At 55.6% G+C, this 24,672-nt stretch carries 25 protein-coding genes and 5 tRNA genes; 20 read left to right on the top strand and 10 right to left on the bottom strand.

Annotated features, from left to right (window positions below; translation table 11 throughout):
- Positions 1–26 precede the first annotated feature (26 nt).
- The 14 genes from ybgC to pnuC all read left to right on the top strand — a co-directional run bounded on the left by ybgC (position 27) and on the right by pnuC (position 8,505).
- Positions 27–431: a tol-pal system-associated acyl-CoA thioesterase gene (gene ybgC, locus DVA43_RS11275; protein WP_032617092.1), complete on the top strand. Its 405-nt coding sequence runs from the start codon at positions 27–29 to the stop codon at positions 429–431.
- Complete coding sequence (tolQ, locus tag DVA43_RS11270) at positions 428–1,120, top strand: Tol-Pal system protein TolQ (protein ID WP_072036639.1); 693 nt, start codon at positions 428–430, stop codon at positions 1,118–1,120. The genes ybgC and tolQ overlap by 4 nt, the downstream gene beginning before the upstream one ends.
- Before the next feature lie 3 nt (positions 1,121–1,123).
- Complete coding sequence (tolR, locus tag DVA43_RS11265) at positions 1,124–1,552, top strand: colicin uptake protein TolR (protein ID WP_039029343.1); 429 nt, start codon at positions 1,124–1,126, stop codon at positions 1,550–1,552.
- Between the two features lie 37 nt (positions 1,553–1,589).
- Complete coding sequence (tolA, locus tag DVA43_RS11260) at positions 1,590–2,939, top strand: cell envelope integrity protein TolA (RefSeq protein WP_114315598.1); 1,350 nt, start codon at positions 1,590–1,592, stop codon at positions 2,937–2,939.
- Positions 2,940–3,072: 133 nt separating this feature from the next.
- Complete coding sequence (gene tolB / locus DVA43_RS11255; protein WP_114317128.1) at positions 3,073–4,365, top strand: Tol-Pal system beta propeller repeat protein TolB; 1,293 nt, start codon at positions 3,073–3,075, stop codon at positions 4,363–4,365.
- A gap of 34 nt (positions 4,366–4,399) precedes the next feature.
- Positions 4,400–4,921 (top strand): peptidoglycan-associated lipoprotein Pal, encoded by a 522-nt coding sequence (gene pal / locus DVA43_RS11250; protein ID WP_032617096.1) that lies wholly within the window; start codon positions 4,400–4,402, stop codon positions 4,919–4,921.
- Between the two features lie 9 nt (positions 4,922–4,930).
- The gene (gene cpoB / locus DVA43_RS11245; protein WP_114315597.1) at positions 4,931–5,713 is read left to right on the top strand and encodes a cell division protein CpoB; all 783 of its coding nucleotides are present in this window, start codon (positions 4,931–4,933) and stop codon (positions 5,711–5,713) included.
- 162 nt (positions 5,714–5,875) lie between these two features.
- Positions 5,876–5,951 (top strand) — tRNA-Lys (locus DVA43_RS11240).
- A 35-nt stretch (positions 5,952–5,986) separates the two neighbouring features.
- Positions 5,987–6,062 (top strand) — tRNA-Val (locus DVA43_RS11235).
- 3 nt (positions 6,063–6,065) lie between these two features.
- Positions 6,066–6,141 (top strand) — tRNA-Lys (locus tag DVA43_RS11230).
- A gap of 46 nt (positions 6,142–6,187) precedes the next feature.
- Positions 6,188–6,263, top strand: a tRNA-Lys gene (locus DVA43_RS11225).
- A gap of 29 nt (positions 6,264–6,292) precedes the next feature.
- Positions 6,293–6,368: transfer RNA gene (locus DVA43_RS11220), tRNA-Lys, on the top strand.
- A 343-nt stretch (positions 6,369–6,711) separates the two neighbouring features.
- A complete protein-coding gene (gene nadA / locus DVA43_RS11215; protein ID WP_114315596.1) occupies positions 6,712–7,755 on the top strand; it encodes a quinolinate synthase NadA in 1,044 nt (347 codons plus the stop codon).
- A 30-nt stretch (positions 7,756–7,785) separates the two neighbouring features.
- Positions 7,786–8,505, top strand: a complete 720-nt coding sequence (gene pnuC / locus DVA43_RS11210; protein ID WP_103178732.1) for a nicotinamide riboside transporter PnuC — start codon at positions 7,786–7,788, stop codon at positions 8,503–8,505.
- On the opposite strand, the gene zitB is transcribed toward pnuC, so the two are convergent.
- Both zitB and DVA43_RS25335 read right to left on the bottom strand, forming a co-directional pair.
- Positions 8,502–9,437: a CDF family zinc transporter ZitB gene (gene zitB / locus DVA43_RS11205; protein ID WP_114315595.1), complete on the bottom strand. Its 936-nt coding sequence runs from the start codon at positions 9,435–9,437 to the stop codon at positions 8,502–8,504. The genes pnuC and zitB overlap by 4 nt on opposite strands.
- A gap of 108 nt (positions 9,438–9,545) precedes the next feature.
- Positions 9,546–10,076: a protein YbgS gene (locus tag DVA43_RS25335; RefSeq protein WP_103823550.1), complete on the bottom strand. Its 531-nt coding sequence runs from the start codon at positions 10,074–10,076 to the stop codon at positions 9,546–9,548.
- A 321-nt stretch (positions 10,077–10,397) separates the two neighbouring features.
- On the opposite strand from DVA43_RS25335, the gene aroG reads away from it, so the two are divergent.
- The gene (gene aroG / locus DVA43_RS11195; RefSeq protein ID WP_103178735.1) at positions 10,398–11,450 is read left to right on the top strand and encodes a 3-deoxy-7-phosphoheptulonate synthase AroG; all 1,053 of its coding nucleotides are present in this window, start codon (positions 10,398–10,400) and stop codon (positions 11,448–11,450) included.
- A gap of 67 nt (positions 11,451–11,517) precedes the next feature.
- Here aroG and gpmA read toward each other — a convergent pair whose 3' ends face one another.
- The 7 genes from gpmA to modE form a co-directional block, all read right to left on the bottom strand.
- Positions 11,518–12,270 (bottom strand): 2,3-diphosphoglycerate-dependent phosphoglycerate mutase, encoded by a 753-nt coding sequence (gpmA, locus tag DVA43_RS11190; protein WP_103823548.1) that lies wholly within the window; start codon positions 12,268–12,270, stop codon positions 11,518–11,520.
- Positions 12,271–12,481: 211 nt separating this feature from the next.
- Positions 12,482–13,522, bottom strand: a complete 1,041-nt coding sequence (gene galM / locus DVA43_RS11180) for a galactose-1-epimerase (protein ID WP_114315594.1) — start codon at positions 13,520–13,522, stop codon at positions 12,482–12,484.
- Entirely contained in the window at positions 13,516–14,664 is a 1,149-nt protein-coding gene (galK, locus tag DVA43_RS11175) for a galactokinase (protein WP_114315593.1), read from the bottom strand. Before galK ends, galM begins: the two co-directional genes overlap by 7 nt.
- Positions 14,665–14,666: 2 nt before the next feature.
- A complete protein-coding gene (gene galT, locus DVA43_RS11170) occupies positions 14,667–15,713 on the bottom strand; it encodes a galactose-1-phosphate uridylyltransferase (protein ID WP_114315592.1) in 1,047 nt (348 codons plus the stop codon).
- Positions 15,714–15,722: 9 nt separating this feature from the next.
- Entirely contained in the window at positions 15,723–16,739 is a 1,017-nt protein-coding gene (galE, locus tag DVA43_RS11165) for a UDP-glucose 4-epimerase GalE (RefSeq protein ID WP_103823544.1), read from the bottom strand.
- A gap of 206 nt (positions 16,740–16,945) precedes the next feature.
- Entirely contained in the window at positions 16,946–18,430 is a 1,485-nt protein-coding gene (gene modF / locus DVA43_RS11160) for a molybdate ABC transporter ATP-binding protein ModF (RefSeq protein WP_114315591.1), read from the bottom strand.
- 68 nt (positions 18,431–18,498) lie between these two features.
- Positions 18,499–19,287 carry a molybdenum-dependent transcriptional regulator gene (gene modE, locus DVA43_RS11155; protein ID WP_114315590.1) on the bottom strand — a complete coding sequence of 263 codons (789 nt, stop codon included), beginning with the start codon at positions 19,285–19,287 and terminating at the stop codon, positions 18,499–18,501.
- Between the two features lie 128 nt (positions 19,288–19,415).
- Here modE and DVA43_RS11150 point away from each other — a divergent pair, with 128 nt between their 5' ends.
- The 4 genes from DVA43_RS11150 (at position 19,416) to modC (ending at position 22,267) form a co-directional block, all read left to right on the top strand.
- Positions 19,416–19,565, top strand: coding sequence for an AcrZ family multidrug efflux pump-associated protein (locus DVA43_RS11150; protein WP_114315589.1), 150 nt, complete (start codon positions 19,416–19,418; stop codon positions 19,563–19,565).
- 178 nt (positions 19,566–19,743) lie between these two features.
- On the top strand, positions 19,744–20,520 hold the full coding sequence (gene modA / locus DVA43_RS11145; protein ID WP_114315588.1) for a molybdate ABC transporter substrate-binding protein: 777 nt from the start codon (positions 19,744–19,746) through the stop codon (positions 20,518–20,520).
- Complete coding sequence (modB, locus tag DVA43_RS11140; RefSeq protein WP_114315587.1) at positions 20,517–21,206, top strand: molybdate ABC transporter permease subunit; 690 nt, start codon at positions 20,517–20,519, stop codon at positions 21,204–21,206. The genes modA and modB overlap by 4 nt, the downstream gene beginning before the upstream one ends.
- Before the next feature lie 2 nt (positions 21,207–21,208).
- Entirely contained in the window at positions 21,209–22,267 is a 1,059-nt protein-coding gene (gene modC, locus DVA43_RS11135; protein WP_103823539.1) for a molybdenum ABC transporter ATP-binding protein ModC, read from the top strand.
- Here the strand turns inward: modC and DVA43_RS11130 are convergent, their stop codons facing one another.
- A complete protein-coding gene (locus DVA43_RS11130) occupies positions 22,268–23,086 on the bottom strand; it encodes a pyridoxal phosphatase (protein WP_114315586.1) in 819 nt (272 codons plus the stop codon).
- A 153-nt stretch (positions 23,087–23,239) separates the two neighbouring features.
- On the opposite strand from DVA43_RS11130, the gene pgl reads away from it, so the two are divergent.
- Positions 23,240–24,235 carry a 6-phosphogluconolactonase gene (gene pgl / locus DVA43_RS11125; RefSeq protein WP_114315585.1) on the top strand — a complete coding sequence of 332 codons (996 nt, stop codon included), beginning with the start codon at positions 23,240–23,242 and terminating at the stop codon, positions 24,233–24,235.
- Positions 24,236–24,672 lie beyond the last annotated feature (437 nt).

The raw sequence follows: 24,672 nt of genomic DNA, 5'->3' as shown, positions 1-24,672 counted from the left end.
CCTTTTTTGCATTACCGGGATGTAAAGTGAATACAACGCTATTTCGATGGCCGGTTCGTGTCTACTATGAAGATACGGATGCCGGTGGTGTGGTTTACCACGCCAGCTACGTTGCCTTTTATGAACGAGCACGCACTGAAATGCTGCGCCATCATCACTTTAGCCAGCAGGTTCTGTTGGCGGAGCGAGTTGCCTTCGTGGTACGCAAGATGACGCTGGAGTATTTTGCGCCTGCCAGACTCGACGATATGCTCGAAGTCCAAACAGAAATAACATCAATGCGCGGAACCTCACTGGTTTTCACGCAGCGGATCGTCAATGCAGAGAACACGGTACTGAACGAAGCTGAAGTCCTGATTGTCTGTGTTGATCCACTCATCATGAAGCCTCGTGCGCTTCCTAAGTCTATTGTCGCGGAGTTTAAGCAGTGACTGACATGAATATCCTTGATTTGTTCCTGAAGGCAAGCCTTCTGGTTAAACTTATCATGTTGATTTTGATTGGTTTTTCAATCGCATCCTGGGCCATCATCATTCAGAGAACCCGTATCCTCAATGCGGCAGGCCGCGAAGCGGAAGCCTTTGAAGACAAGTTCTGGTCCGGTATCGAACTTTCCCGTTTGTATCAGGAGAGCCAGGGCCGTCGTGAAAACCTCTCCGGCTCCGAGCAAATCTTTTATAGCGGGTTTAAAGAGTTTGCCCGTTTGCACCGCGCCAATAATCATGCGCCGGAAGCGGTGGTTGAGGGGGCATCTCGTGCGATGCGTATCTCGATGAACCGTGAACTGGAAACGCTGGAAACGCATATTCCTTTCCTGGGTACCGTGGGTTCCATCAGTCCCTATATCGGTCTGTTTGGTACGGTCTGGGGGATCATGCATGCCTTTATCGCCCTGGGTGCGGTAAAACAGGCGACGCTGCAAATGGTTGCACCGGGTATCGCTGAAGCGCTGATCGCGACTGCTATTGGTCTGTTCGCGGCGATTCCAGCGGTTATGGCGTATAACCGTCTGAACCAGCGCGTGAACAAACTGGAACTGAACTACGACAACTTCATGGAAGAGTTCACTGCGATTCTGCACCGCCAGGCGTTTACCAGTACCGAGAGCAACAAGGGGTAAACCATGGCCAGACAGCGTGGACGGGGTCGTCGCGAACTGAAGTCCGAAATCAACATTGTACCGCTGCTGGACGTGCTGCTGGTGCTGCTGCTGATCTTTATGGCGACAGCACCCATCATCACCCAGAGCGTTGAGGTTGATCTGCCGGATGCGACAGAATCTCAGGCTGTAAGTACCAATGACGATCCGCCGGTCATCATTGAGGTATCCGGAGTAGGGCAGTACAGCGTGGTGGTGGAAAAAGATCGTATGGATCAGCTACCGCCGGAGCAGGTCATTGCGGAAGCGCAACGACGTCTGCAGTCCAATCCGAAAACGGTCTTCTTAATCGGTGGTGCGAAAGACGTGCCTTACGATGAAATAATTAAAGCGCTGAACCTGTTGCATAGCGCGGGCGTTAAGTCAGTCGGCTTGATGACGCAGCCTATTTGATTATCTGCGTAAACAACAGAGTTTTTGGGAACCCATAGTGTCAAAGGCAACCGAACAAAACGATAAGCTTAAACGGGCGATAATTATCTCGGCGGTGCTGCATGTCATTCTTTTTGCAGGACTGATCTGGAGTTCGTTCGATGAGCATCTGGATGCCGCTGCCGGAGGTGGTGGAGGTTCATCCATCGATGCCGTCATGGTCGATCCCGGCGCGGTCGTTCAGAACTATAACCGTCAGCAGCAGCAGCAGGCGAGTGCAAAGCGCGCTGAAGAGCAGCGTGAAAAGCAGGCGCAACAGCAGGCGGAGGAGCTGCGTGAAAAGCAGGCCGCCGAGCAGGAGCGCCTGAAGCAGCTTGAGAAAGAGCGTCTACAGGCGCAGGAAGCGGCGAAAGAGCAGGCGGAGCAGCAGAAACAGGCTGAAGCCGCAGCGAAGAAAGCGCAGGAGCAGCAGAAGCAGGCGGAAGAGGCGGCAGCCAAAGCCGCAGCGGATGCCAAAGCGCAGGCAGAGGCTCAGGCGAAACAGGCTGCTGAGGCGGCAAAACAGGCCGCGGATGCCGCTGCATTAGCTGCGAAAAAAGCCGCTGCCGATGCGCAAAAACAGGCTGAAGCCGAAGCCGCTAAAGCCGCCGCTGATGCGAAGAAGAAAGCAGAAGCCGAAGCCGCGAAGAAAGCTGCTGCCGAAGCCCAGAAAAAAGCGGAAGCGGAAGCGGCCAAACAAGCCGCCCAGGAAGCCGAGAAAAAAGCGGCTGCCGAAGCAGCGAAGAAAGCGGCTGCTGCAGAAAAAGCCGCGGCAGCTGAAAAGGCTGCTGCTGAAAAAGCGGCTGCTGAGAAGAAAGCGGCTGCCGCAGAAAAAGCCGCAACCGAGAAGAAAGCCGCAGCAGAAAAAGCGGCTGCAGAAAAGAAAGCGGCTGCCGATAAAGCTGCTGCTGACAAAGCTGCCGCCGCGAAAGCCGCTGCCGCTAAGAAAGCCGCAGCAGAAAAAGCGGCCGCATCGGACGTTGACGACCTGTTCGGTGACTTAAGCTCAGGTAAGAATGCGCCGAAAGGCACCAACAGCGGTAGCGCAGGTGGCACTTCTCCTGCTAAAGGAAGTAAGCCAGGGCAAGGCGGTGCATCTCAGGCTGAGATTGCGTCGTATATTGCACAGGTACAGGCCGCCATTCGTGGGCATCTGTACGACTGGGATAGCTATCGCGGAAAAACCTGTACGCTTCGGGTGAATCTGGCCGCGGACGGAACCATCCTCAACGTGAAAAAAGAGGGGGGTGACGAGGCCTTCTGTCAGCAGATGTTATCTGCAACCAGCAGGATGACGAAGTTCCCGAAACCGCCTTCACAGGCTGTGTATGAAACGTTCAAAAATGCACCGCTGGACTTCAAGCCTTAAGTTTTAATTTCCCTGTGCAAACGGGGAAAAACAGGCCAGGTTTAGTCTTAGCGTTCTGGTAGTTTTGTTTATTTGGGTTTGTTAACATTCTGCTAAATTATGCGGGTAAGGTTACCCGGATATGGGAGATATGATGAAGCAGGCATTACGTGTTGCAATGAGTTTCTTAATGCTGTGGGCAGCGGTGCTGCACGCAGAAGTGCGTATCGAGATCACCCAGGGGGTGGATTCGGCACGTCCGATTGGTGTGGTTCCGTTCCAGTGGACTGGCCCTGGTGCGGCGCCTGAAGACGCAGGCGGCGTCGTGGCTGCTGACCTGCGCAACAGTGGTAAATTCAACCCGTTAGACCGTTCTCGCCTGCCTCAGCAGCCGGGTAACGCGCAGGAAGTTCAGCCTGCGGCGTGGTCTGCACTGGGAATTGATGCCGTGGTTGTAGGTCAGGTTACCCCTAACCCGGACGGCTCTTACACCGTGGCCTATCAGCTGGTAGATACCGGCGGCGCACCGGGGACCGTTCTGTCTCAGAACTCTTACAAGGTCACTAAACAGTACCTGCGCTATGCGGCCCATGCTGCCAGCGATGCGGTATTCGAGAAGCTGACCGGCATCAAAGGCGCATTCCGCACCCGTATCGCTTACGTTGTACAGACCAACGGCGGCCAATTCCCGTATGAGCTGCGCGTCTCTGACTACGATGGCTACAACCAGTTCACCGTTCACCGTTCACCACAGCCGCTGATGTCTCCGGCCTGGTCTCCGGACGGCTCTAAACTGGCCTACGTGACCTTCGAAAGCGGTCGTTCGGCGCTGGTTATCCAGACGCTGTCTAACGGCGCGGTACGCCAGGTTGCCTCCTTCCCACGTCACAACGGTGCTCCGGCTTTCTCACCAGACGGTTCTAAACTGGCGTTTGCCCTGTCTAAAACCGGTAGCCTGAACCTGTACGTGATGGACATTGGCTCCGGCCAGATCCGTCAGGTGACCGACGGTCGCAGCAACAACACTGAACCAACCTGGTTCCCGGACAGCCAGAACCTTGCCTTTACCTCTGACCAGGCGGGTCGTCCACAGGTTTATAAAGTCAATATCAACGGCGGTGCACCGCAGCGTATCACCTGGGAAGGTTCACAGAACCAGGATGCAGACGTGAGCGCTGACGGTAAATTTATGGTAATGGTCAGCTCGGCCGGTGGTCAGCAGCACATTGCTAAACAAGATCTGGGCGGGGGCGGCGTACAAGTTCTGTCGTCGACTTTCCTGGATGAAACGCCAAGTCTGGCACCTAACGGCACTATGGTTATCTACAGCTCTTCTCAGGGGATGGGATCCGTGCTGAATCTGGTTTCTACCGATGGGCGTTTCAAAGCGCGTATTCCGGCAACTGATGGACAGGTAAAATCACCTGCCTGGTCGCCGTACCTGTAATAATAATTAATTGAATAATATAGGAATCATAGAAATGCAACTGAACAAAGTGCTGAAAGGGCTGATGATCGCTCTGCCTGTTATGGCAATCGCAGCGTGTTCTTCTAACAAGAACGCCAGCAACGACCAGAGCGGCGAAGGCATGATGGGTGCCGGCACCGGTATGGACGCAAACGGCAACGGCAATATGTCTTCTGAAGAGCAGGCGCGTCTTCAGATGCAACAGCTGCAGCAGAACAACATTGTTTACTTCGATCTGGACAAGTTCGACATCCGTTCTGACTTCGCTGCGATGCTGGATGCGCACGCTAACTTCCTGCGTAGCAACCCGTCTTACAAAGTCACCGTAGAAGGTCACGCGGACGAACGTGGTACTCCTGAGTACAACATCTCTCTGGGTGAGCGTCGTGCTAACGCCGTTAAAATGTACCTGCAGGGTAAAGGCGTTTCTGCTGACCAGATCTCCATCGTTTCTTACGGTAAAGAAAAACCTGCAGTACTGGGCCACGACGAAGCGGCTTACTCCAAAAACCGTCGTGCCGTACTGGTTTACTAAGAGAATTGCATGAGCAGTAACTTCAGACATCATCTGTTGAGTCTGTCGTTACTGGTTGGTATAGCGGCCCCCTGGGCCGCTTTTGCTCAGGCACCAATCAGTAGTGTCGGCTCAGGCTCGGTAGAAGACCGGGTCACCCAACTCGAGCGTATTTCTAATGCTCACAGCCAGCTTTTAACCCAACTTCAGCAGCAGCTCTCTGACAACCAAACCGATATTGACTCACTGCGCGGACAGATCCAGGAAAGCCAGTATCAGCTCAATCAGGTTGTGGAGCGTCAGAAGCAAATCATGTTGCAGATTGATAACCTGAATAATGGCGGCGCAACAGCGCAACCGGCAGCAGGGGATCAGGGTGCTGCGGCAACGCCTCAGGCTGACACATCAGCCTCGACCGCTGCGCCTGTGCAGAGCGGTGATGCGAATACTGATTACAATGCGGCAATTGCCCTGGTGCAGGATAACTCGCGCCAGGACGAGGCGATGGCGGCGTTTCAGAACTTCGTGAAGAAATACCCGGATTCGACTTATCAGCCAAACGCAAATTACTGGCTGGGACAGTTGAATTACAACAAGGGTAAAAAAGACGATGCGGCATTCTATTTTGCCTCAGTCGTTAAAAATTACCCGAAATCACCGAAAGCACCTGACGCGATGTATAAGGTCGGTGTGATCATGCAGGACAAAGGCGACACCGCAAAAGCGAAAGCCGTTTTCCAGCAGGTCGTCACAAAGTTCCCGGGCACCGAAGGGGCAAAACAAGCGCAAAAACGCCTTGCTGCGATGGGATGATTGCCGCATGACCAGAAATCGCTTTATTTCTGGTCTTGCCGCATAATTCGTAAGCAGTTAAGTGATATTCATCAAAATTTTAGTTGCGCAGAATTCTTAAATCAGTAATATATGCCGCCGTTGCCAAGGGATATCAAACACCCCAGAAGCAGCCGAAATAGTGGGTCGTTAGCTCAGTTGGTAGAGCAGTTGACTTTTAATCAATTGGTCGCAGGTTCGAATCCTGCACGACCCACCACTAACTAAGTAGTAAGTAGTATCCAGCGTAGTATCGGGTGATTAGCTCAGCTGGGAGAGCACCTCCCTTACAAGGAGGGGGTCGGCGGTTCGATCCCGTCATCACCCACCACTCGGGTCGTTAGCTCAGTTGGTAGAGCAGTTGACTTTTAATCAATTGGTCGCAGGTTCGAATCCTGCACGACCCACCAATTTTAAATTGGTACCGAGTAAAATCTTCGAAGTCAGCACCCGAATGGGTCGTTAGCTCAGTTGGTAGAGCAGTTGACTTTTAATCAATTGGTCGCAGGTTCGAATCCTGCACGACCCACCACTTCGAAGAAAAGCAGTACATCCCGCAAGGGGTCGTTAGCTCAGTTGGTAGAGCAGTTGACTTTTAATCAATTGGTCGCAGGTTCGAATCCTGCACGACCCACCAATTTTAATATCTGACTCAGATATTAAACGTGAAGGATAACGTTGCTTTAGCAACGGCCCGAAGGGCGATGCGAAGCCGAGTCATCCTGCACGACCCACCAATGTAAAAAGGCGCCCTAAAGGCGCCTTTTTGCTATCTGTTATTCCAGAATTAAAAATGCGCGGGTTTACGTAGGTCGGGTAAGCGAAGCGCCACCCGACAAATGCTGCCCGCACGCTTTTTGATGTGACTTTCCCTCTCAGATTCGCTATCTTGTTTAGTATACAAAACACAATTGCCGTCACTTTGGTTATCATCGCTAAAGCATGGCAAATTTGTTAAGCCTGTAAAACGAGAAGCCAAAATGAGTGTGATGTTTGATCCAGAAGCCGCTATCTATCCTTTCCCACCAAAGCCTGCCCCGCTGAGCCTGGACGAAAAGCAGTTTTACCGTGAGAAAATTAAGCGTCTGCTCAAAGAGCGTGATGCGGTTATGGTGGCCCATTACTATACCGATCCTGAAATTCAGCAGCTTGCAGAAGAGACGGGCGGTTGTATCTCGGACTCGCTGGAGATGGCGCGCTTTGGTGCTAAGCATCCTGCTTCGACGTTGCTGGTGGCCGGGGTCCGTTTTATGGGCGAAACGGCCAAAATCCTCAGCCCGGAAAAAACGATTCTGATGCCGACCCTGAATGCGGAGTGCTCGCTCGATCTGGGCTGTCCGATCGACGAGTTTACCGCCTTCTGTGATGCCAACCCTGACAGAACGGTCGTCGTCTACGCCAATACCTCTGCGGCGGTTAAAGCACGTGCCGACTGGGTTGTCACCTCCAGTATCGCCGTTGAACTGATCGAGCATCTCGACAGCCTGGGCGAGAAGATTATCTGGGCACCGGACAGACATCTTGGCAATTACGTCCAGAAACAGACCGGAGCGGATATTCTCTGCTGGCAGGGCGCCTGTATCGTCCATGATGAATTCAAAACGCAGGCGCTGGCGCGCATGAAGGGGCTCTACCCGGATGCGGCCATTCTGGTTCACCCGGAATCCCCGCAGGCGATCGTTGATATGGCGGATGCCGTCGGCTCAACCAGCCAGCTGATCGCTGCCGCGAAGACGCTGCCGCATCGCCAGTTGATTGTGGCGACCGATCGCGGCATCTTCTACAAAATGCAGCAGGCGGTGCCAGAGAAAGAGCTGCTGGAAGCACCGACCGCAGGCGAGGGGGCAACCTGTCGCAGCTGCGCGCACTGTCCGTGGATGGCCATGAACGGGCTCAAAGCGATTGCAGACGGTCTGGAGACGGGCGGAGCCGCCCATGAAATCCATATTGATGCCGCGCTGCGAGAGGGGGCGTTGATTCCGCTTAACCGAATGCTGGATTTTGCGGCTACACTACGTCCTTAAACCACGTAAACGTAACGCTCAGGGGAAAAGATGGATTTTTTTAGCACGCAAAACATTCTGGTACATATACCGATTGGCGCTGGCGGCTATGACTTGTCATGGATTGAAGCGGTCGGGACGATTGCAGGTCTGCTCTGTATCTGGCTCGCCAGCCTGGAGAAGATCGTCAACTACGCGTTTGGCCTGGTGAACGTTACGCTGTTCGCCATTATCTTCTTCCAGATCCAGCTGTATGCCAGCCTGCTGCTGCAGCTGTTCTTCTTTGGGGCCAATATCTACGGCTGGTACGCCTGGTCCCGGCAGAACAGCCAGCAGGAGGCGGAACTGCAGATCCGCTGGCTACCGTTACCGAAGGCCATGGGCTGGCTGGCTGCCTGCGTGGTAGCCATTGGCCTGATGACGGTCTATATCGACCCGGTGTTCGCCTTCCTGACCCGCGTAGCGGTCTCGGTGATGAATACCCTGGGGCTGAATGTCACCATGCCAGAGCTACAGCCTGATGCCTTCCCGTTCTGGGATTCATGCATGATGGTTCTGTCGATTGCCGCCATGATCCTGATGACCCGTAAATATGTCGAAAACTGGCTGCTGTGGGTGATTATCAACGTGATAAGCGTGGCGATCTTTGCCCTGCAGGGCGTCTACGCCATGTCGCTGGAGTACATGATCCTCACCTTCATCGCCCTGAACGGCAGCAGGATGTGGATTAACAGCGCGCGTGAACGGGGTTCACACGCGCTGGCACGTTAATGGTGATGATGGGCGTGACCGGACGGGATCTCATTGAGGTGGCAGTCCGGTCCGTTACAGGGGGTGTATTCCATCTGAATGGTGCTGTGCGCAATGGCGTAATGGTGCTCCAGAAAGTGCTGAATACGCCCCAGTAACGCATCATGATCGTGAGGCGGGATAACCTGAACATGCAGCGTCATCAGCGGTTTTTCTCCCACCATCCAGACGTGTACATGATGCACATCGCGCACTTCAGGAATAGAGCGCGTTAAGTTGCGCTTCAGCGCCGGGATATCCAGCGTCGCCGGGGCCCCTTCCAGCAGCTCATTGACGCTCTCCTGCAGAAGCCGCCAGGCACTGCGTAACACCAGGCACGAGACTAGAATCGACAATATCGGGTCGATGGGCGTCCAGCCGGTCCAGAGGATCACCAGCGCCGCAACGATGGCCCCCACCGAGCCCAGCAGATCCCCCAGCACATGCAGCGCCGCTGCCCGCACGTTGAGATTTTTTTCTCCACTGCCGCGATGCAAAATCCAGAACGCCAGGATATTGGCGATAAGCCCGGCCACGGCCACCACCATCATGGTGACGCCCGCGACAGGCTGCGGATGGCGGAAACGCTGGAAGGCTTCCCAGACGATTAAAATCGTGATCAAGACCAGCGCGATGGCGTTGACGAAGGCGGCGAGGGTCGTGAGACGTAGCCAGCCAAAGGTGCGTCCGTGGCTTGGCGGGCGGCGGGCGAATACCACCGCCAGCAGCGCAAACAGCAGCGCAGCGGCGTCCGTTAACATATGACCCGCATCGGCCAGCAGCGCCAGCGAGCCGGAAACCAACCCGCCAATCACCTCGATGACCATAAAGGTGGCGGTGACGCCGAACGCCAGCGTTAAGCGTTTAGCATTTTCATCCTGTGAAGAAGGGGCGTGCGAGTGGGAGTGCGCCATGAATACTTTCCCGGTAAATTATTATTGTAAGTGTAGAGTTTTTAACATTTTGCACAAAAAATAAAGGAGAGCCGTAGCTCTCCTTCATCATAACTGCATTACCCTTAATTACTGAGTAGTGCCGTCAGTTTTTTGTTCTTGCGGGGTTCTTTCAGAATCAACTTTGCCGGATTGATCCGGGCATTTACCGTCTTTACACATTGAATTTTTGTGCTGATCGTCCTTGGACATGCCGTCATTACCCATCTTACTTGGGTCATCATTACCCATGACTGAGTTAGTGCCGCCAGTGGTTGAACTGTTGCCGGTACCATTGGTCACCCCGGTGCTGCCGGAGTTCGTACCATCTGAGTTCAGCATAGAACCCGTGCCAGTTCCTGTACCCGTACCTGTTGTGCCGGTACCGGTTGTGCCGGTGGTGCCGGTTGTACCAGAACCCGTGTTAATCTGGCTGTTGCCGGTGTTGTTTGGAGCAATATTCTGGCGTGCATCAGGCGCAACGGCCCCAGCATCAGCGGCGGCATTCGCCTGGCCATTATTGGTGTTAGAGCCGGTGGCGCTATCAGCAGCCAGGGCCGCACCGCTCGCCATCGTGAGCGAAGCTGTCAGGAAAAGGGTTGCGAGTTTAGTCATTTTCATCATGCTGCTCCTGTTCTGGTCGTTATGTTCTGGATAACTTCTTTCCACAGTGCATATGCGAAATCGATATAGTGCTCAGTGGTTAAAGATGCCATGATCCCTACTTAGGTCAGTATGGAATCGCGATAAAGTTTATAAATGCAGTGCATACAGTTAAAAAGTTTAGGGTGTATCTCGTTTTTCGCTACTTTGTTGCGTTTTTTAAGCGAATTCCAGGATTTATCTGTGCCTAGTGTAAAAGTGAGTTTACACTTCCTGACTGACGAGATAGATTGGAGGGATTGCATTCATTTATAAAAGTATGGCAACGCTGGAACGAACATGAATTATCAGAATGACGATTTACGTATTAAAGAGATCAACGAGTTATTACCTCCTGTAGCGCTCCTTGAGAAGTTTCCCGCCACCGAAAACGCCGCCAACACCGTTTCTCATGCCCGTAAAGCGATCCACAAGATCCTGAAAGGTAATGACGATCGTCTTCTGGTGGTTATCGGTCCGTGCTCCATTCACGATCCTGCGGCGGCAAAAGAGTATGCGGCGCGACTGCTGACCCTGCGCGAAGCGCTGAAGGATGAGCTGGAAATCGTCATGCGCGTCTATTTTGAAAAGCCGCGTACCACCGTAGGCTGGAAAGGGCTGATTAACGATCCGCATATGGATGGCAGCTTCCAGATCAACGACGGCCTGCGCATCGCCCGTAAGCTGCTGCTGGACATCAACGACAGCGGTCTGCCTGCGGCGGGTGAGTTCCTCGATATGATCACCCCGCAATATCTCGCTGACCTAATGAGCTGGGGCGCCATTGGCGCGCGTACCACCGAGTCTCAGGTTCACCGCGAGCTGGCGTCAGGGCTCTCCTGCCCGGTTGGTTTTAAAAATGGCACCGATGGCACCATCAAAGTGGCGATCGACGCCATTAACGCTGCCGGGGCGCCGCACTGTTTCCTCTCCGTCACCAAGTGGGGTCACTCCGCGATTGTGAACACCAGCGGGAACGGCGACTGCCATATCATTCTGCGCGGCGGCAAAGAGCCTAACTACAGCGCGGCGCACGTCGCCGAAGTGAAGGCGGGTCTGGAAAAAGCCGGTCTGGCGGCGCAGGTGATGATCGACTTCAGCCATGCCAACTCCAGCAAGCAGTTCAAAAAACAGATGGATGTAGGTACCGATGTCTGCCAGCAGATTGCCGGCGGTGAAAAGGCGATTATCGGGGTGATGATTGAAAGCCACCTGGTGGAAGGCAATCAGAATCTGGAAGGCAGCGAGCCGCTGGTTTACGGTAAGAGCGTTACCGATGCCTGCATCGGCTGGGACGATACCGAAACGGTGCTGCGCCAGCTGGCGAATGCGGTGAAAGCCCGTCGCGGCTAAAAAAAATGCCGGATAAACATCCGGCATTCAGAACGCAGAGCCCGGTCATCGCGACCGGGCTTTTTTATTACTTGGCTTTACCCTGGTTCGCAACGGCCGCAGCTTTAGCCGCGATTTCGTCAGCGTTACCCAGATAGTAGTGCTTGATTGGTTTGAAGTTTTCGTCGAACTCGTACACCAGCGGCACGCCGGTTGGGATGTTCAGCTCGAGGATCTCGTCTTCACCCATGTTGTCCAGGTATTTTACCAGCGCGCGCAGGGAGTTACCGTGCGCAGCGATGATGACGCGCTCACCGCTTTTCAGGCGTGGCAGAATGGTTTCGTTCCAGTAAGGAACAACGCGATCGATGGTCAGCGCCAGGCTTTCGGTGGTTGGCAGTTCAGCATCGGTCAGTTTCGCGTAACGCGGGTCGTGGCCCGGGTAACGCTCGTCATCTTTGGTCAGCTCTGGTGGGGTGACCGCGAAGCCGCGACGCCACTGTTTAACCTGCTCGTCACCGTATTTCTCTGCGGTTTCGGCTTTGTTCAGACCCTGCAACGCACCGTAGTGACGCTCGTTCAGCTTCCAGGACTTCTCAACCGGCAGCCAGGCCTGATCCAGTTCGTCCAGCACGTTCCACAGGGTATGGATGGCACGTTTCAGCACGGAGGTATAAGCAAAATCGAAGCTGAAGCCTTCGTCTTTCAGCAGTTTGCCCGCTGCTTTCGCTTCGCCAACACCTTTTTCGGACAGGTCAACATCATACCAACCGGTAAAGCGGTTTTCGTTGTTCCACTGGCTTTCGCCATGACGTACCAGAACCAGCTTAGTTACAGCCATATTTTACTCCTCCAGAACAAGCATTATTTGAATGATAACAATTCTCATTATATTGCTGCGGCTGAGCCGCGGGCAACGCTTAACCCTAACCATAGCGAAAATAGTGTCGCAGTGTAAGATGCTTGTGAATGAGGGGTTGTGATTTTGTCCGTAACTGGCGCTATTTTCAGCAAGATGGATAAAAAAAGCCCTCCGGCAGGAGGGCTCGTTTTTATTGCGCAATAAAGTGATATTCGGTGACGCTGATGTACTCTTCGCCCGGGCGCAGTATGCAGTCGGGCTGCGGCCATTCCGCGTGATTCGGGCTGTCGGGTAAGAACTCGCTCTCTAGCGCCAGACCCTGCCAGGCTCGATATTCCCCATCTTCGCGCGCCGGGGTACCCTCGAGGAAGTTACCAGAATAGAATTGCAGGGCAGGGGCGGTGGTATAGACCGTCATCTGTAGCTTTTCATCGGCAGACCAGAGATGCGCCGCGGGCTGGTTCAGATCGCCCCGGGCATCAAGCAGGAAAGCATGATCGTAACCGTTCACCTTGCGCTGGTGGTCATCCGCAAGGAAATCCTGGCTGATGGCTTTGGTGGTGCGGAAATCAAAGCTGGTACCCGCCACCGCTTTTAATCCTTCATGGGGGATCCCCATTTCATCGACCGGCAGATAGCGCTGGGCCAGCAGTTGCAGCCTGTGGTTACGCACGTCGCTGCAGTCGCCGTCGAGGTTGAAGTAAGCGTGGTTGGTCAGATTGACCGGGCAAGGTTTATCCACGGTGGCGCGGTAGGTAATGGCGATCCGGTTGTCCTCCGTTAAGCGATAATGGACGCTCGTCGAACAGTTGCCAGGGTAGCCCTGGTCGCCATCCGGGGAGTCGAGGGCCAACAGCGCTTCGCCATCGTTCTGCTGCACAATGCGCCAGCGGCGCTTGTCAAATCCATCCGGGCCGCCGTGGAGCTGGTTTTCGCCCTGGCTTGGCAGCAGGTCATAGCGCACGCCGTCCAGTTCAAAGCGGCTTTTGGCGATACGGTTGGCATAACGGCCTACCGAGGCGCCCAGGAAGGCCGTTTGCTCCACATACTGCTCAGGCGAGGCACAGCCGAGCAGGGTTTCGCGGACGCTGCCGTCGGTCATCGGGACGCGGGCGGAGAGCAGCGTCGCACCCCAGTCCATCAGCGTGACGACCATCCCTGCTTCGTTGCGCAGGGTGATCAGGCGATACGGCAGGCCGTCAGGGGCGAGAACAGGTGTTTCGTTTAGCACTGGCCAGCTCCTTGTGATGCATTACAAACATAGAAAGTCTGTTTGATACCGGTTTTGGCTTCATACTGTTGTTCCACGGCTTGCTGAACAACCGGCACCAGTTCCTCCGGTACCAGCGCCACCACGCAGCCGCCGAAGCCGCCGCCGGTCATACGCACACCGCCTTGATCGCCAATGGCGGATTTCACAATCTCAACCAGGGTGTCGATCTGTGGCACGGTGATTTCGAAGTCGTCGCGCATAGAGGCATGCGACTCGGCCATCAGCTCACCCATCCGTTGCAGATCGCCTTTCTCCAGCGCAGCTGCTGCTTCTACGGTACGGGCGTTTTCGGTCAGGACGTGACGAACACGTTTTGCTACTACCGGGTCCAGCTCGTGGGCCACTTTATTGAACTCGGTGAGCGAGACATCACGCAGTGCAGACTGCTGGAAGAAGCGTGCGCCAGTTTCACATTGCTCGCGACGAGTGTTGTACTCGCTGCCCACCAGGGTGCGTTTGAAATTACTGTTGATGATGATCACCGCCGCGCCTTTCGGCAGGCTGACCGCTTTGGTGCCCAGCGAGCGGCAGTCGATCAGTAACGCGTGGCCTTTTTTGCCCAGCGCCGAGATCAGCTGATCCATGATGCCGCAGTTACAGCCGACGAACTGGTTCTCTGCTTCCTGGCCGTTAAGGGCAATCTGCGCGCCATCCAGCGGCAGGTGATAAAGCTGCTGGAAGACCGTGCCGACGGCCACTTCCAGTGAGGCGGAGGAGCTCAGGCCCGCACCCTGTGGGACGTTGCCACTGATCACCAGATCCGCGCCGCCGAACTCCTTGTTACGTTTTTGCAGATGTTTCACCACGCCGCGGACGTAGTTAGACCACTGCTGGCTGTCATGGGCAACAATCGGCTCATCCAGCGAAAATTCGTCCATCTGGTTGTCATAATCCGCTGCCATCACGCGCACCTTGCGGTCGTCGCGTTTCGCGCAGCTGATCACCGTCTGGTAATCAATGGCGCAGGGCAGGACAAAACCGTCGTTGTAGTCGGTATGTTCGCCGATCAGGTTAACGCGGCCTGGCGCCTGGATTGCGTGAGTGGCGGGATAACCAAATTTTTCAGCAAACAGGGCGTGGGTTTTATCTTTCAGACTCATTGTTATTCTCCGGATTCGCGAAAATGGACATCACTCACTGCACGCAGACGCTCTGCGGCCTGCTCCGCCGTCAGGTCACGCTGGGTTTCTGCCAGCATCTCGTAGCCGACCATAAACTTACGTACGGTGGCGGAGCGCAGCAGCGGCGGATAGAAGTGGGCGTGCAGCTGCCAGTGTTGATTCTCTTCGCCGTTAAACGGTGCGCCGTGCCAGCCCATGGAATAGGGGAAGGAGCACTGGAACAGATTGTCATAGCGGCTGGTCAGTTTTTTCAGCGCCAGCGCCAGATCGCTGCGCTGGGCGTCGCTCAGATCGGTTAACCGCAGAACGTGGGCTTTCGGCAGCAGCAGGGTCTCGAATGGCCATGCCGCCCAGTATGGCACCACCGCTAACCAGTGTTCGGTTTCCACGACGGTGCGGCTGCCATCAGCCAGCTCGCGCTGAACATAGTCCAGCAGCATGGGCGACTGTTGCTCAGCGTAATAGGCTTTTTGCAACCGATCTTCCCGGTCCACTTCGTTAGGCATAAAGCTATTGGCCCACACCTGGCCGTGGGGATGCGGGTTGGAACAGCCCATCGCCGCGCCTTTGTTCTCGAAGACCTGCACCCAGAGATAGGTCTGTCCCAGTTCGGCGGTCTGCTCCTGCCAGGTTTTCACCACTTCGGTCAGCGCCTCTACGCTCAGCTCCGGCAGGGTTTTGCTGTGATCCGGCGAGAAGCAGATCACCCGGCTGGTGCCGCGCGCACTTTCGCAGCGCAGGAGCGGATCGTCACTCTGCGGGGCGTCCGGCGTGTCGGTCATCAGGGCGGCAAAGTCGTTGGTAAAGACGAAGGTGCCTTTGTAGTCCGGGTTGATATCGCCGGTGACGCGAGTATTTCCCGGACAGAGGAAACAGTCCGGATCGTGCTGGGGCAGCGTCTCGCTGGACGGGGTCTCCTGCGCGCCCTGCCAGGGGCGTTTGGCGCGATGCGGAGAGACCAGGATCCACTGCCCGGTTAATGGATTAAAACGACGATGCGGGTGATCGACGGGGTTAAATTGGGTCATGACAGGTCCTTAGTCCGGATAACCCTGGGGGTGGCGAGACTGCCAGCGCCAGGTATCCTGTGCCATTTCGTCAAGCGTGCGGGAGACACGCCAGTTAAGCTCTTTATCCGCCTTCGATGCATCGGCCCAGTAGGCGGGCAGATCGCCCTCGCGACGAGGGGCAAAGTGGTAGCTCACCGGTTTGCCGCAGGCGGCGCTGAAGGCATTCACCACATCCAGCACGCTGCTGCCGACGCCTGCTCCGAGGTTGTAAATGTGAACGCCCGGTTTATCGGCCAGCTGTTGCATGGCGGCGACGTGGCCGTCGGCGAGATCCATCACGTGAATGTAGTCGCGAACGCCGGTGCCGTCCGGAGTTGGGTAGTCGTTGCCGAAGACCGCCAGCGAGTCACGACGGCCTACCGCAACCTGGGCGATATAAGGCATCAGGTTGTTAGGAATACCCTGCGGATCTTCACCCATGTCGCCGGATGGGTGTGCGCCCACCGGGTTGAAATAACGCAGCAGGGCAATGCTCCACTCCGGCTGTGCTTTTTGCAGGTCGGTCAGGATCTGTTCCACCATCAGCTTGCTCTTGCCGTACGGACTTTGCGGCGTACCGGTCGGGAAGCTTTCAACATAAGGGATTTGCGGCTGGTCGCCGTAGACGGTGGCGGAAGAACTGAAGATCAGGTTTTTGACGCCCGCCGCGCGCATGGCAGAGACCAGACGCAGCGTGCCGTTGACGTTGTTGTCGTAATATTCCAGCGGCTTCGCCACGGACTCACCCACCGCTTTCAGTCCAGCAAAGTGGATCACCGTATCAATGGCGTGATCGTGGAGGATCTCAGTCATCAGCGCTTCGTTACGAATATCGCCTTCGACAAAAGCAGGCTGCTTACCGGCCAGGCGCTCCATAACCGGCAGCACGCTGCGTTTACTGTTGCACAGGTTATCAAGGATGATGACGTCATGGCCATTTTGCAGCAGTTGCACACAGGTATGACTTCCTATGTAACCGCTACCACCTGTTACCAGAACTCGCATATTTCGCTCCATTAGGCTTATGGTATGAGATAATCCTAGCATAACAGAGAGCAGGAAAGTGTGACATGGGATAAAATAGTGGAATCGTTTACACTGCACAAAACGCAGCTGCTCTCCGGCTAAAAAAGGATTGTAGATCAAAGCGCTCGGGGTGGGATGTTGCAGGTTGTCCGAAAAAGAGCGGGGGCGTGGCCCCCGTCAGGATGTCAGATGCGGCCAACCTGGTAGCGGTAGCCGTCGCCGTCGGCGACAAATTCCAGGCGGTGGGTGATGCAGGCGGGGGCATCTTCGGCGTGGTGGGAGACAAACAGCAGCTGCGTTTCACCTTCGCTAATCAGAACATCTACAAAGCGGCGAATGAGCTGGCGGTTCAGGGGATCAAGCCCCTGCAGCGGCTCGTCGAGGATCAGCAGCGTCGGGTGTTTCACCAGCGCACGCACAATCAGCGCCAGTCGCTGCTGTCCCCAGGAGAGGCTGCTGAAGGGCGCATCTGCAACCCGGTTATCCATCCCCAGAATATCCAGCCCCAGAATATCCAGCCACTGCTGCGCCAGCTTGTGCTGCCGGTCAGACACCGCCTGATAAATCCCGATGGAGTCGAAATAACCGGACAGGATGACGTTGCGTACCGTGGTGCTGACGCGGTAATCGAGGTGCAGGCTGCTGCTGACGTAGCCGATATGTTTTTTGATATCCCAGATGGTTTCGCCGCTGCCGCGACGGCGGCCAAAGAGGGTGAGATCGTTGCTGTAACCCTGGGGGTGATCGCCGGTAATCAGGCTAAGCAGGGTCGATTTACCGGCGCCGTTAGGGCCGACAATCTGCCAGTGCTCGCCGGCATTTACCGTCCAGCTTAACTGGTTGAGGATCGGGCGATCGTTATAGGAGACCACGCCGTTATTCAGCACAATCCGCGCCTCGCCCTCCGGCAAACCGTGGCGCGCAGACGGCGCATCCGGTTCGGGCAGGGTGACCCCGTTCAGTTTTTCGCTGTGTGCAAGCTGGGCAATCAGGGCCTGGTTAAGCAGGGTCGCTTTTTCGCCCACCGCCGTCAGGGTGCAGTCGGCCAGCACCCCAGCGTTTTGCACAAAATCGGGGATCTCGTCAAAACGGTTCAGCACCAGCACCAGGGTATAGCCCTGCTGATTAAGCGAGGCCAGCAGATCCGCCAGCTGGCCGCGGGATTGCACGTCGAGGCCGTCAAAAGGTTCATCCAGGATCAGCAGGTCGGGGTCGGCCATCAGAGCCTGGCACAGCAATGTTTTGCGGGTTTCGCCGGTAGAGAGGTATTTAAAACGTCGGTCCAGCAGGTGAGCGATGCCGAACTGTTCCGCCAGCTGGCGGCAGCGGGCCTCATCTTTAATTTCGTCCTGAATGATTTCGGCGGCCGTTCGGCCAGTATCATCTTCATCGGGGCTGAGCATATCGGTGTTGTTACGCTGCCACTCGTCGCTGACCAGTTTCTGCAGTTGCTCGAAGGAGAGGCGGGTCACGCGGGTGAAACTGCTCTGGCGTTCGCCCTTCAGCAGCGTCAGCTCGCCAGCCAGGGCGCGGGCGATGGCAGATTTGCCGCTGCCGTTACTGCCCACGAAAGCCCAGCTTTCACCACCATTCAACGTAAAATCAGCGAGGGTGAGCGTGCGCGTGTCGCTAAGACGAAACGTGCCTTGCGAAATTTGCAATGATGACATGATTTATCCCATTTTCTGCAGCAATAAGCATCAGGGATAACCTACTGTCAGCACACATGTCAATGCGCTTAGCACAACGTGGCGATAATCACCCGGTCAGCATTAAAATATGCGGTCGCCTCAGCACCTTCTTCTAAATCTTGGCTCTGGGCCGCAGGTACGGTGGCGCAGAGCGTCTGACCGTCGGGCAGGGTCATCAGCACTTCACACTGCTCGTCGCCACGGTCGATATGGTTGATAACTCCCTGTAGCTGGTTATCCGCCTGTTTTGCCGCCTCACTCTCTAGCGTGATGTTGACCCAGGGCGCTTTCAGCAGCACCAGCACCTCTTTGCCCTCATCCAGACCCAGCCGCTTGCCGCTCTGGGCCGTAATGGCGACTTTCAGGCGGGTGGTGCCGTCGGCGAGCAAAATATCGACATGCTGCTGCACCTGGTCATCATCGCGGGCGGTGACCGTGCCAAACCACTGGTTACGGGCGCTGGTTTGCAAAGAGAAACGCGAGATGGCGCCGAGCAGGCTGTCCAGCGGCAGGGCGTCGTCATCGCTTAAGACATCGAAGGCCTTTTGCTGAATCTGCGCCAGCAGGTCATAGAGCTGGATCAGCCGCTGCCCGTAGCGCGTCAGGATAGCACCGCCGCCGCCTTTGCCGCCGGTGGCACGATCGACCAGGGTCTGTTCGCTCAGGGTATTCATCTCGTTGATGGCATCCCACGCGCTTTTATAGCTAATTCCGGCGTTTTTTGCCCCCTGGCTGATGGAGCCGGTTTGCTCAATTTGCTTGAGCAGGGCAATGCGGCGGGGATCGGCGAACAGTTTTTGCGAAAGACGTAGGGTGAGGAGAATTTCGGCCTGCATAACAATGTCCTGGCAAAAGGGTTATTGTGACGTAATTCGTTACCGGCGCAAACTGTACCGCACAAAAGGGGATGTAATTCTCGCTTTTCCGGTTAGAATAAGGCAATTCACAATGTCTGGAGAAAGCCATGTTAGAGTTGCTGAAAAGTCTGGTATTCGCCGTGATCATGGTACCAGTGGTGATGGCTATCATCCTCGGTGCCATCTACGGCCTGGGTGAGGTGTTCAACATCTTTTCCAATGTCGGCCACAGAAAACAGCCGAAAAAACAGCCTTAATTTCTGTTAAAACGCCCGGTTCCGCCGGGCGTTTTGCTCTCAAGTTTCCCCCTTCCTCGCCGATATTATTTTCAGTACAAAATTGATCTACTCCCCGATCGGTACGATTTAACGCTGGGCAAACCTGACGGTTATCGTTATATTTTTATTTATATAACGGTCTTTGCAGGAGCTTTAAATGAAACGTACATGGTCAGGATTTGTTACCGGCGTGACGCTGACACTCACGCTGGCCAGCCAGGCGCTGGCAGACGAAGGCAAGATCACCGTCTTTGCCGCTGCATCACTGACGAACGCAATGCAGGATATTGCCGCGGTGTATAAAAAAGAGAAAAACGTCGACGTGGTGTCGTCATTTGCCTCTTCGTCCACCCTGGCGCGACAGATTGAAGCAGGTGCGCCTGCCGATCTCTTTATCTCGGCCGATCAAAAGTGGATGGATTACGCCGTCGATAAAAAAGCGGTTGATGCAGCGAGCCGTGTCACCCTGCTCGGCAACAGCCTGGTTGTGGTGGCGCCTAAAGCCAGCACTCTGGGCGAGGTGGGTATCAACAAGGAGACAAACTGGACCAGCCTGCTGAAAGGGGGGCGTCTGGCGGTGGGCGATCCGGAACACGTTCCAGCAGGCATTTACGTCAAAGAGGCGCTGCAAAAACTGGGTGCCTGGGAGACGCTGGCACCTCAACTGGCACCTGCGGAAGATGTGCGTGGCGCGCTGGCGCTGGTGGCGCGCAATGAAGCGCCGCTTGGGATCGTCTACGGTTCCGATGCGGTTGCTGAAAAAGGGGTGAAAGTGGTGGGTACGTTCCCTGAAGACTCGCATAAGAAAGTGGAATATCCTGTGGCCATCATTGATGGACATAAAAACGCAACCGTCAGCGCCTTTTACGATTATCTGAAGGGGCCGCAGGCGTCTGCCATCTTTAAACGTTACGGATTTACGACGCACGAATGATATTGACCGATCCCGAATGGCAGGCCGTGCTGCTGAGCCTGAAAGTCTCTTCCCTCGCGGTTGCATTGAGTTTGCCCTTTGGGGTCTTTTTCGCCTGGTTACTGGTTCGCTGTCAGTTTCCGGGCAAAGCGCTCCTCGACAGTATTTTGCACCTGCCTCTGGTGCTGCCGCCGGTGGTGGTGGGATATCTGCTGCTGATTGCCATGGGGCGGCGCGGTTTTATCGGCGAACGCCTGTATGAGTGGTTTGGCATCAGCTTTGCCTTCAGCTGGCGCGGCGCCGTGCTGGCGGCGGCGGTGATGTCATTCCCGCTGATGGTGCGGGCGATCCGCCTGGCGCTTGAAGGGGTCGACCTTAAACTTGAACAGGCGGCCCGAACCCTCGGTGCCGGGCGCTGGCGCGTCTTTTTCACCATTACGCTTCCCCTGACGCTGCCGGGCATTATTGTCGGCACGGTGCTGGCGTTTGCCCGCTCGCTGGGGGAGTTTGGCGCCACCATCACTTTTGTTTCCAACATTCCGGGCGAAACACGCACTATCCCGTCGGCCATGTATACCCTGATCCAGACCCCGGGTGGCGAGGGGGCTGCGGCACGGTTGTGCCTGATCTCCATTGTGCTGGCGCTGGTGTCGCTGCTGGTGTCGGAGTGGCTGGCGCGCATCAGCCGTGAACGGATGGGGAAATAATCATGCTGGAACTCAATTTTACCCAGACGCTGGGCGATCACTGCCTGACTCTCAACGAAACCCTGCCTGCCAGCGGCATTACCGCCATTTTTGGCGTCTCCGGCGCGGGCAAAACGTCGCTAATCAACGCGATAAGCGGGCTAACGCGACCTCAGACGGGGCGGATCGTACTCAACGATCGGGTGCTGAACGATGTCGAAAAGCGTATTTTTCTCGCGCCAGAAAAGCGCCGGATTGGTTATGTCTTCCAGGATGCCAGGCTGTTTCCCCATTACAAAGTGCTGGGCAACCTGCGTTACGGCATGGCGAAAAGCATGGCCGGGCAGTTCGATAAGCTGGTGGCTTTGCTGGGCATTGAGCACCTGCTTGACCGGCTCCCGTCGTCGCTGTCGGGCGGGGAAAAGCAACGCGTGGCGATAGGCCGGGCGCTGCTCACCGCCCCGGAACTGCTGCTGCTGGACGAACCCCTGGCCTCCCTCGATATCCCGCGCAAGCGCGAGCTGCTGCCTTATCTGCAGCGCCTGGCCCGCGAAATCAACATCCCGATGCTCTATGTGAGCCATTCGCTGGATGAGATCCTGCATCTGGCCGATAAGGTGCTGGTACTGGAAAATGGCAGCGTGAAAGCGTTCGGTAATCTGGAAGAGGTGTGGGGGAGCAGCGTAATGCATCCCTGGCTGCCGCAGGAGCAGCAGAGCAGCATTCTGAAGGTGAGCGTGCTGGAACACCATCCGCACTATGCGATGACCGCCCTGGCGATTGGCGATCAGCACGTCTGGGTCAACAAGCTGGATAAGCCGCTGCAAACCAACCTGCGCATTCGCATTCAGGCGTCCGATGTCTCGCTGGTACTCCAGCCGCCGCTACAGAGCAGCATCCGTAATATTCTGCGCGCCAAAGTCGCCCAGTGTTACGACGACAACGGCCAGGTGGAGGTGCAGCTGGAGATTGGCAGCCGCACGCTGTGGGCCCGCATCAGCCCGTGGGCCAGAGATGAACTGGGGATCAAACCTGGCCTCTGGCTTTACGCGCAGATCAAGAGCGTCTCCATCACCACCTGATCACAGCAGACGGGTATAGATAAATTCGGCGATGCTGTTGGTGGTGTTATCGCCGATCACCACATTCGCGCGCGCTTTGACGGCGTCGTCCGCATTCCCCATCGCCACTCCGGTGCCAGCCGCTTCCAGCATGCTGATGTCATTGTAATTATCGCCAAAGGCAATGACGTCCTTCATGGAGCCGCCGATGGATTCCACATACTCCGCCAGGCGTTTCCCCTTGCTGTTGCCTTTACGGGCGATGTCCACCTGATCGTGCCATGACCATTCGCACTCCAGCCCCAGCGTCTGCTCGACCTGTGAGGCAAAGTCGTTAAGTTTGCCTGTGTCCTCACCGGTCAGGGCAAATTTCCAGATCGCGTTGACCTCACGTGCGGCCTGGGCGAGGGACGGTACCTGCGTAAACACCGGGCGCTGCGCTTCCGGCAGCGCCTGTGCCCAGTTGCTGGTGCGAATCACGTGGCCGGTAGGACGCTCGTACATCATCGCGTCGTCAACATACATCAGGCCGTGAATGGCATGTTCATCGAGCAGATCGATCAGCTGCAGCGCCTGCGGAACCGGTAAAGGATCGGCTTGCAGAACCTTTTTTGCTTGATAATCATACAAATAGGTTCCATTACAACAAATTGCAGGTGTATCTAACGCCAGTGCCTGATAAAAAGGATGAATAGCAACGTGATGCCGACCCGTAACGATGAGGAGTTGATATCCTACCTCCTGGGCACGCTTCAGTGCTTCAAGCGAAGAGGGGAGCAGGGTTTTTTGCGGCGTTAACAGCGTACCGTCTAAATCCAGTGCAATCACACGCGAGGTCATTTGATATTCCGGGTTAATGTTGAAAGGAGGGGATGCGCAGATGGTACACCGTGCAACTAACGCTGCAAAATTCCTGGTTAAAATTCAGCATTCACCGTTAAAAACGACTATCCTGGTACATTACTTTTACGCGCAGTGAGGAAAGGAGCATTCATGAAACAAACCGTTTATACCGCCAGTCCTGAAAGCCAGCAGATCCATGCCTGGCGTCTGAATCCCGAAGGTTCGCTCACCCTTGTTCAGGTTGTCGATGTTCCCGGCCAGGTTCAGCCGATGGTGATCAGCCCGGATAAACGTTTCCTGTATGTGGGTGTTCGCCCAGAGTTCCGCGTGCTCGCGTACCGTATCTCGCCTGACGATGGCGCTCTGACATACACGGCCGAAGCCGCGCTGCCGGGCAGCCCGACGCATATCTCCACCGATCTGCAGGGACGCTTCATTTTTAGCGGCTCCTACAATGCTGGCTGCGTCAGCGTAACCCGTCTGGATGACGGTATTCCTGGTGAAACCGTTGAGGTGATTGAAGGGCTGGAAGGGTGCCACTCGGCGAACATCTCCCCGGATAACCGCACCCTGTGGGTACCGGCACTGAAGCAGGATCGTATCTGCCTCTTTACGCTGGGCGATGACGGCAAGCTGACCGCGCAGAACCCGGCGGAAGTGACTACCGTTGAAGGGGCCGGTCCGCGTCATATGGCCTTCCATCCGAATCAGCAGTACGCCTATGTGGTGAATGAGCTGAACTGCTCGGTAGACGTCTGGGCCCTGCGCGATCCGCACGGTAAGATTGAGTGTGTGCAAACCCTGGACATGATGCCGGCTGATTTCACCGATACCCGCTGGGGGGCAGATATCCATATCACGCCTGATGGCCGTCACCTCTATACCTGCGACCGTACCTCCAGCCTGATCACCGTGTTTAGTGTTTCGGAAGATGGTAGCGTGTTGGCTATCGAAGGCTTCCAGCCAACCGAAACGCAGCCGCGCGGCTTCAACGTCGATCACAGCGGTAAATTCCTGATTGCGGCGGGGCAAAAATCGCACCATATCGCGCTGTATGAGATTCAGGGCGAGCAGGGGCTGCTGGAAGAGAAGGGACGTTACGCCGTCGGCCAGGGGCCAATGTGGGTGGTGGTGAACGCGCACTAAGACGGATGAAACAAAAAAACCTCGCGAATGCGAGGTTTTTTTATGCCCGGTGGTAGCCGGGTGAGCACATCAACATAAACCAACCGCCTTATATTAGCGTCGTGCTGACCCTTTGCACAACGTCAGTTGCTTAACCCTGAAAGAGTGACTTGTAGTGATATTTATTTAATGATTTGAATAATATGGTTTTTAGTCTCGCTCCTTTATAAATTCCTATTTGATGAAAGACTGTTTAAATATCCAGTCTCGTCTGCTTATAATCAGAACTGTTGGTGTGGATGTGTGGCAGTCCGCAATCTGGGATCACTTTTAAGTCCTGGCTGGCGGGTGGTGCCGTCAGTGCCTTAACTGCGGAGCACATCAACATAAACCAACGCCCACTGGCGACAGGCAGCGGAAAGGTAAGTCAGTGGAAGTGCTCCTGACCCAAGGAGTGG

Source organism: Leclercia sp. W6, from assembly GCF_003336345.1.
Lineage (GTDB): Bacteria > Pseudomonadota > Gammaproteobacteria > Enterobacterales > Enterobacteriaceae > Enterobacter.
Note: the sequence above shows the minus strand (reverse complement) of the source record. Positions and strands in the feature narration are given on the sequence as shown.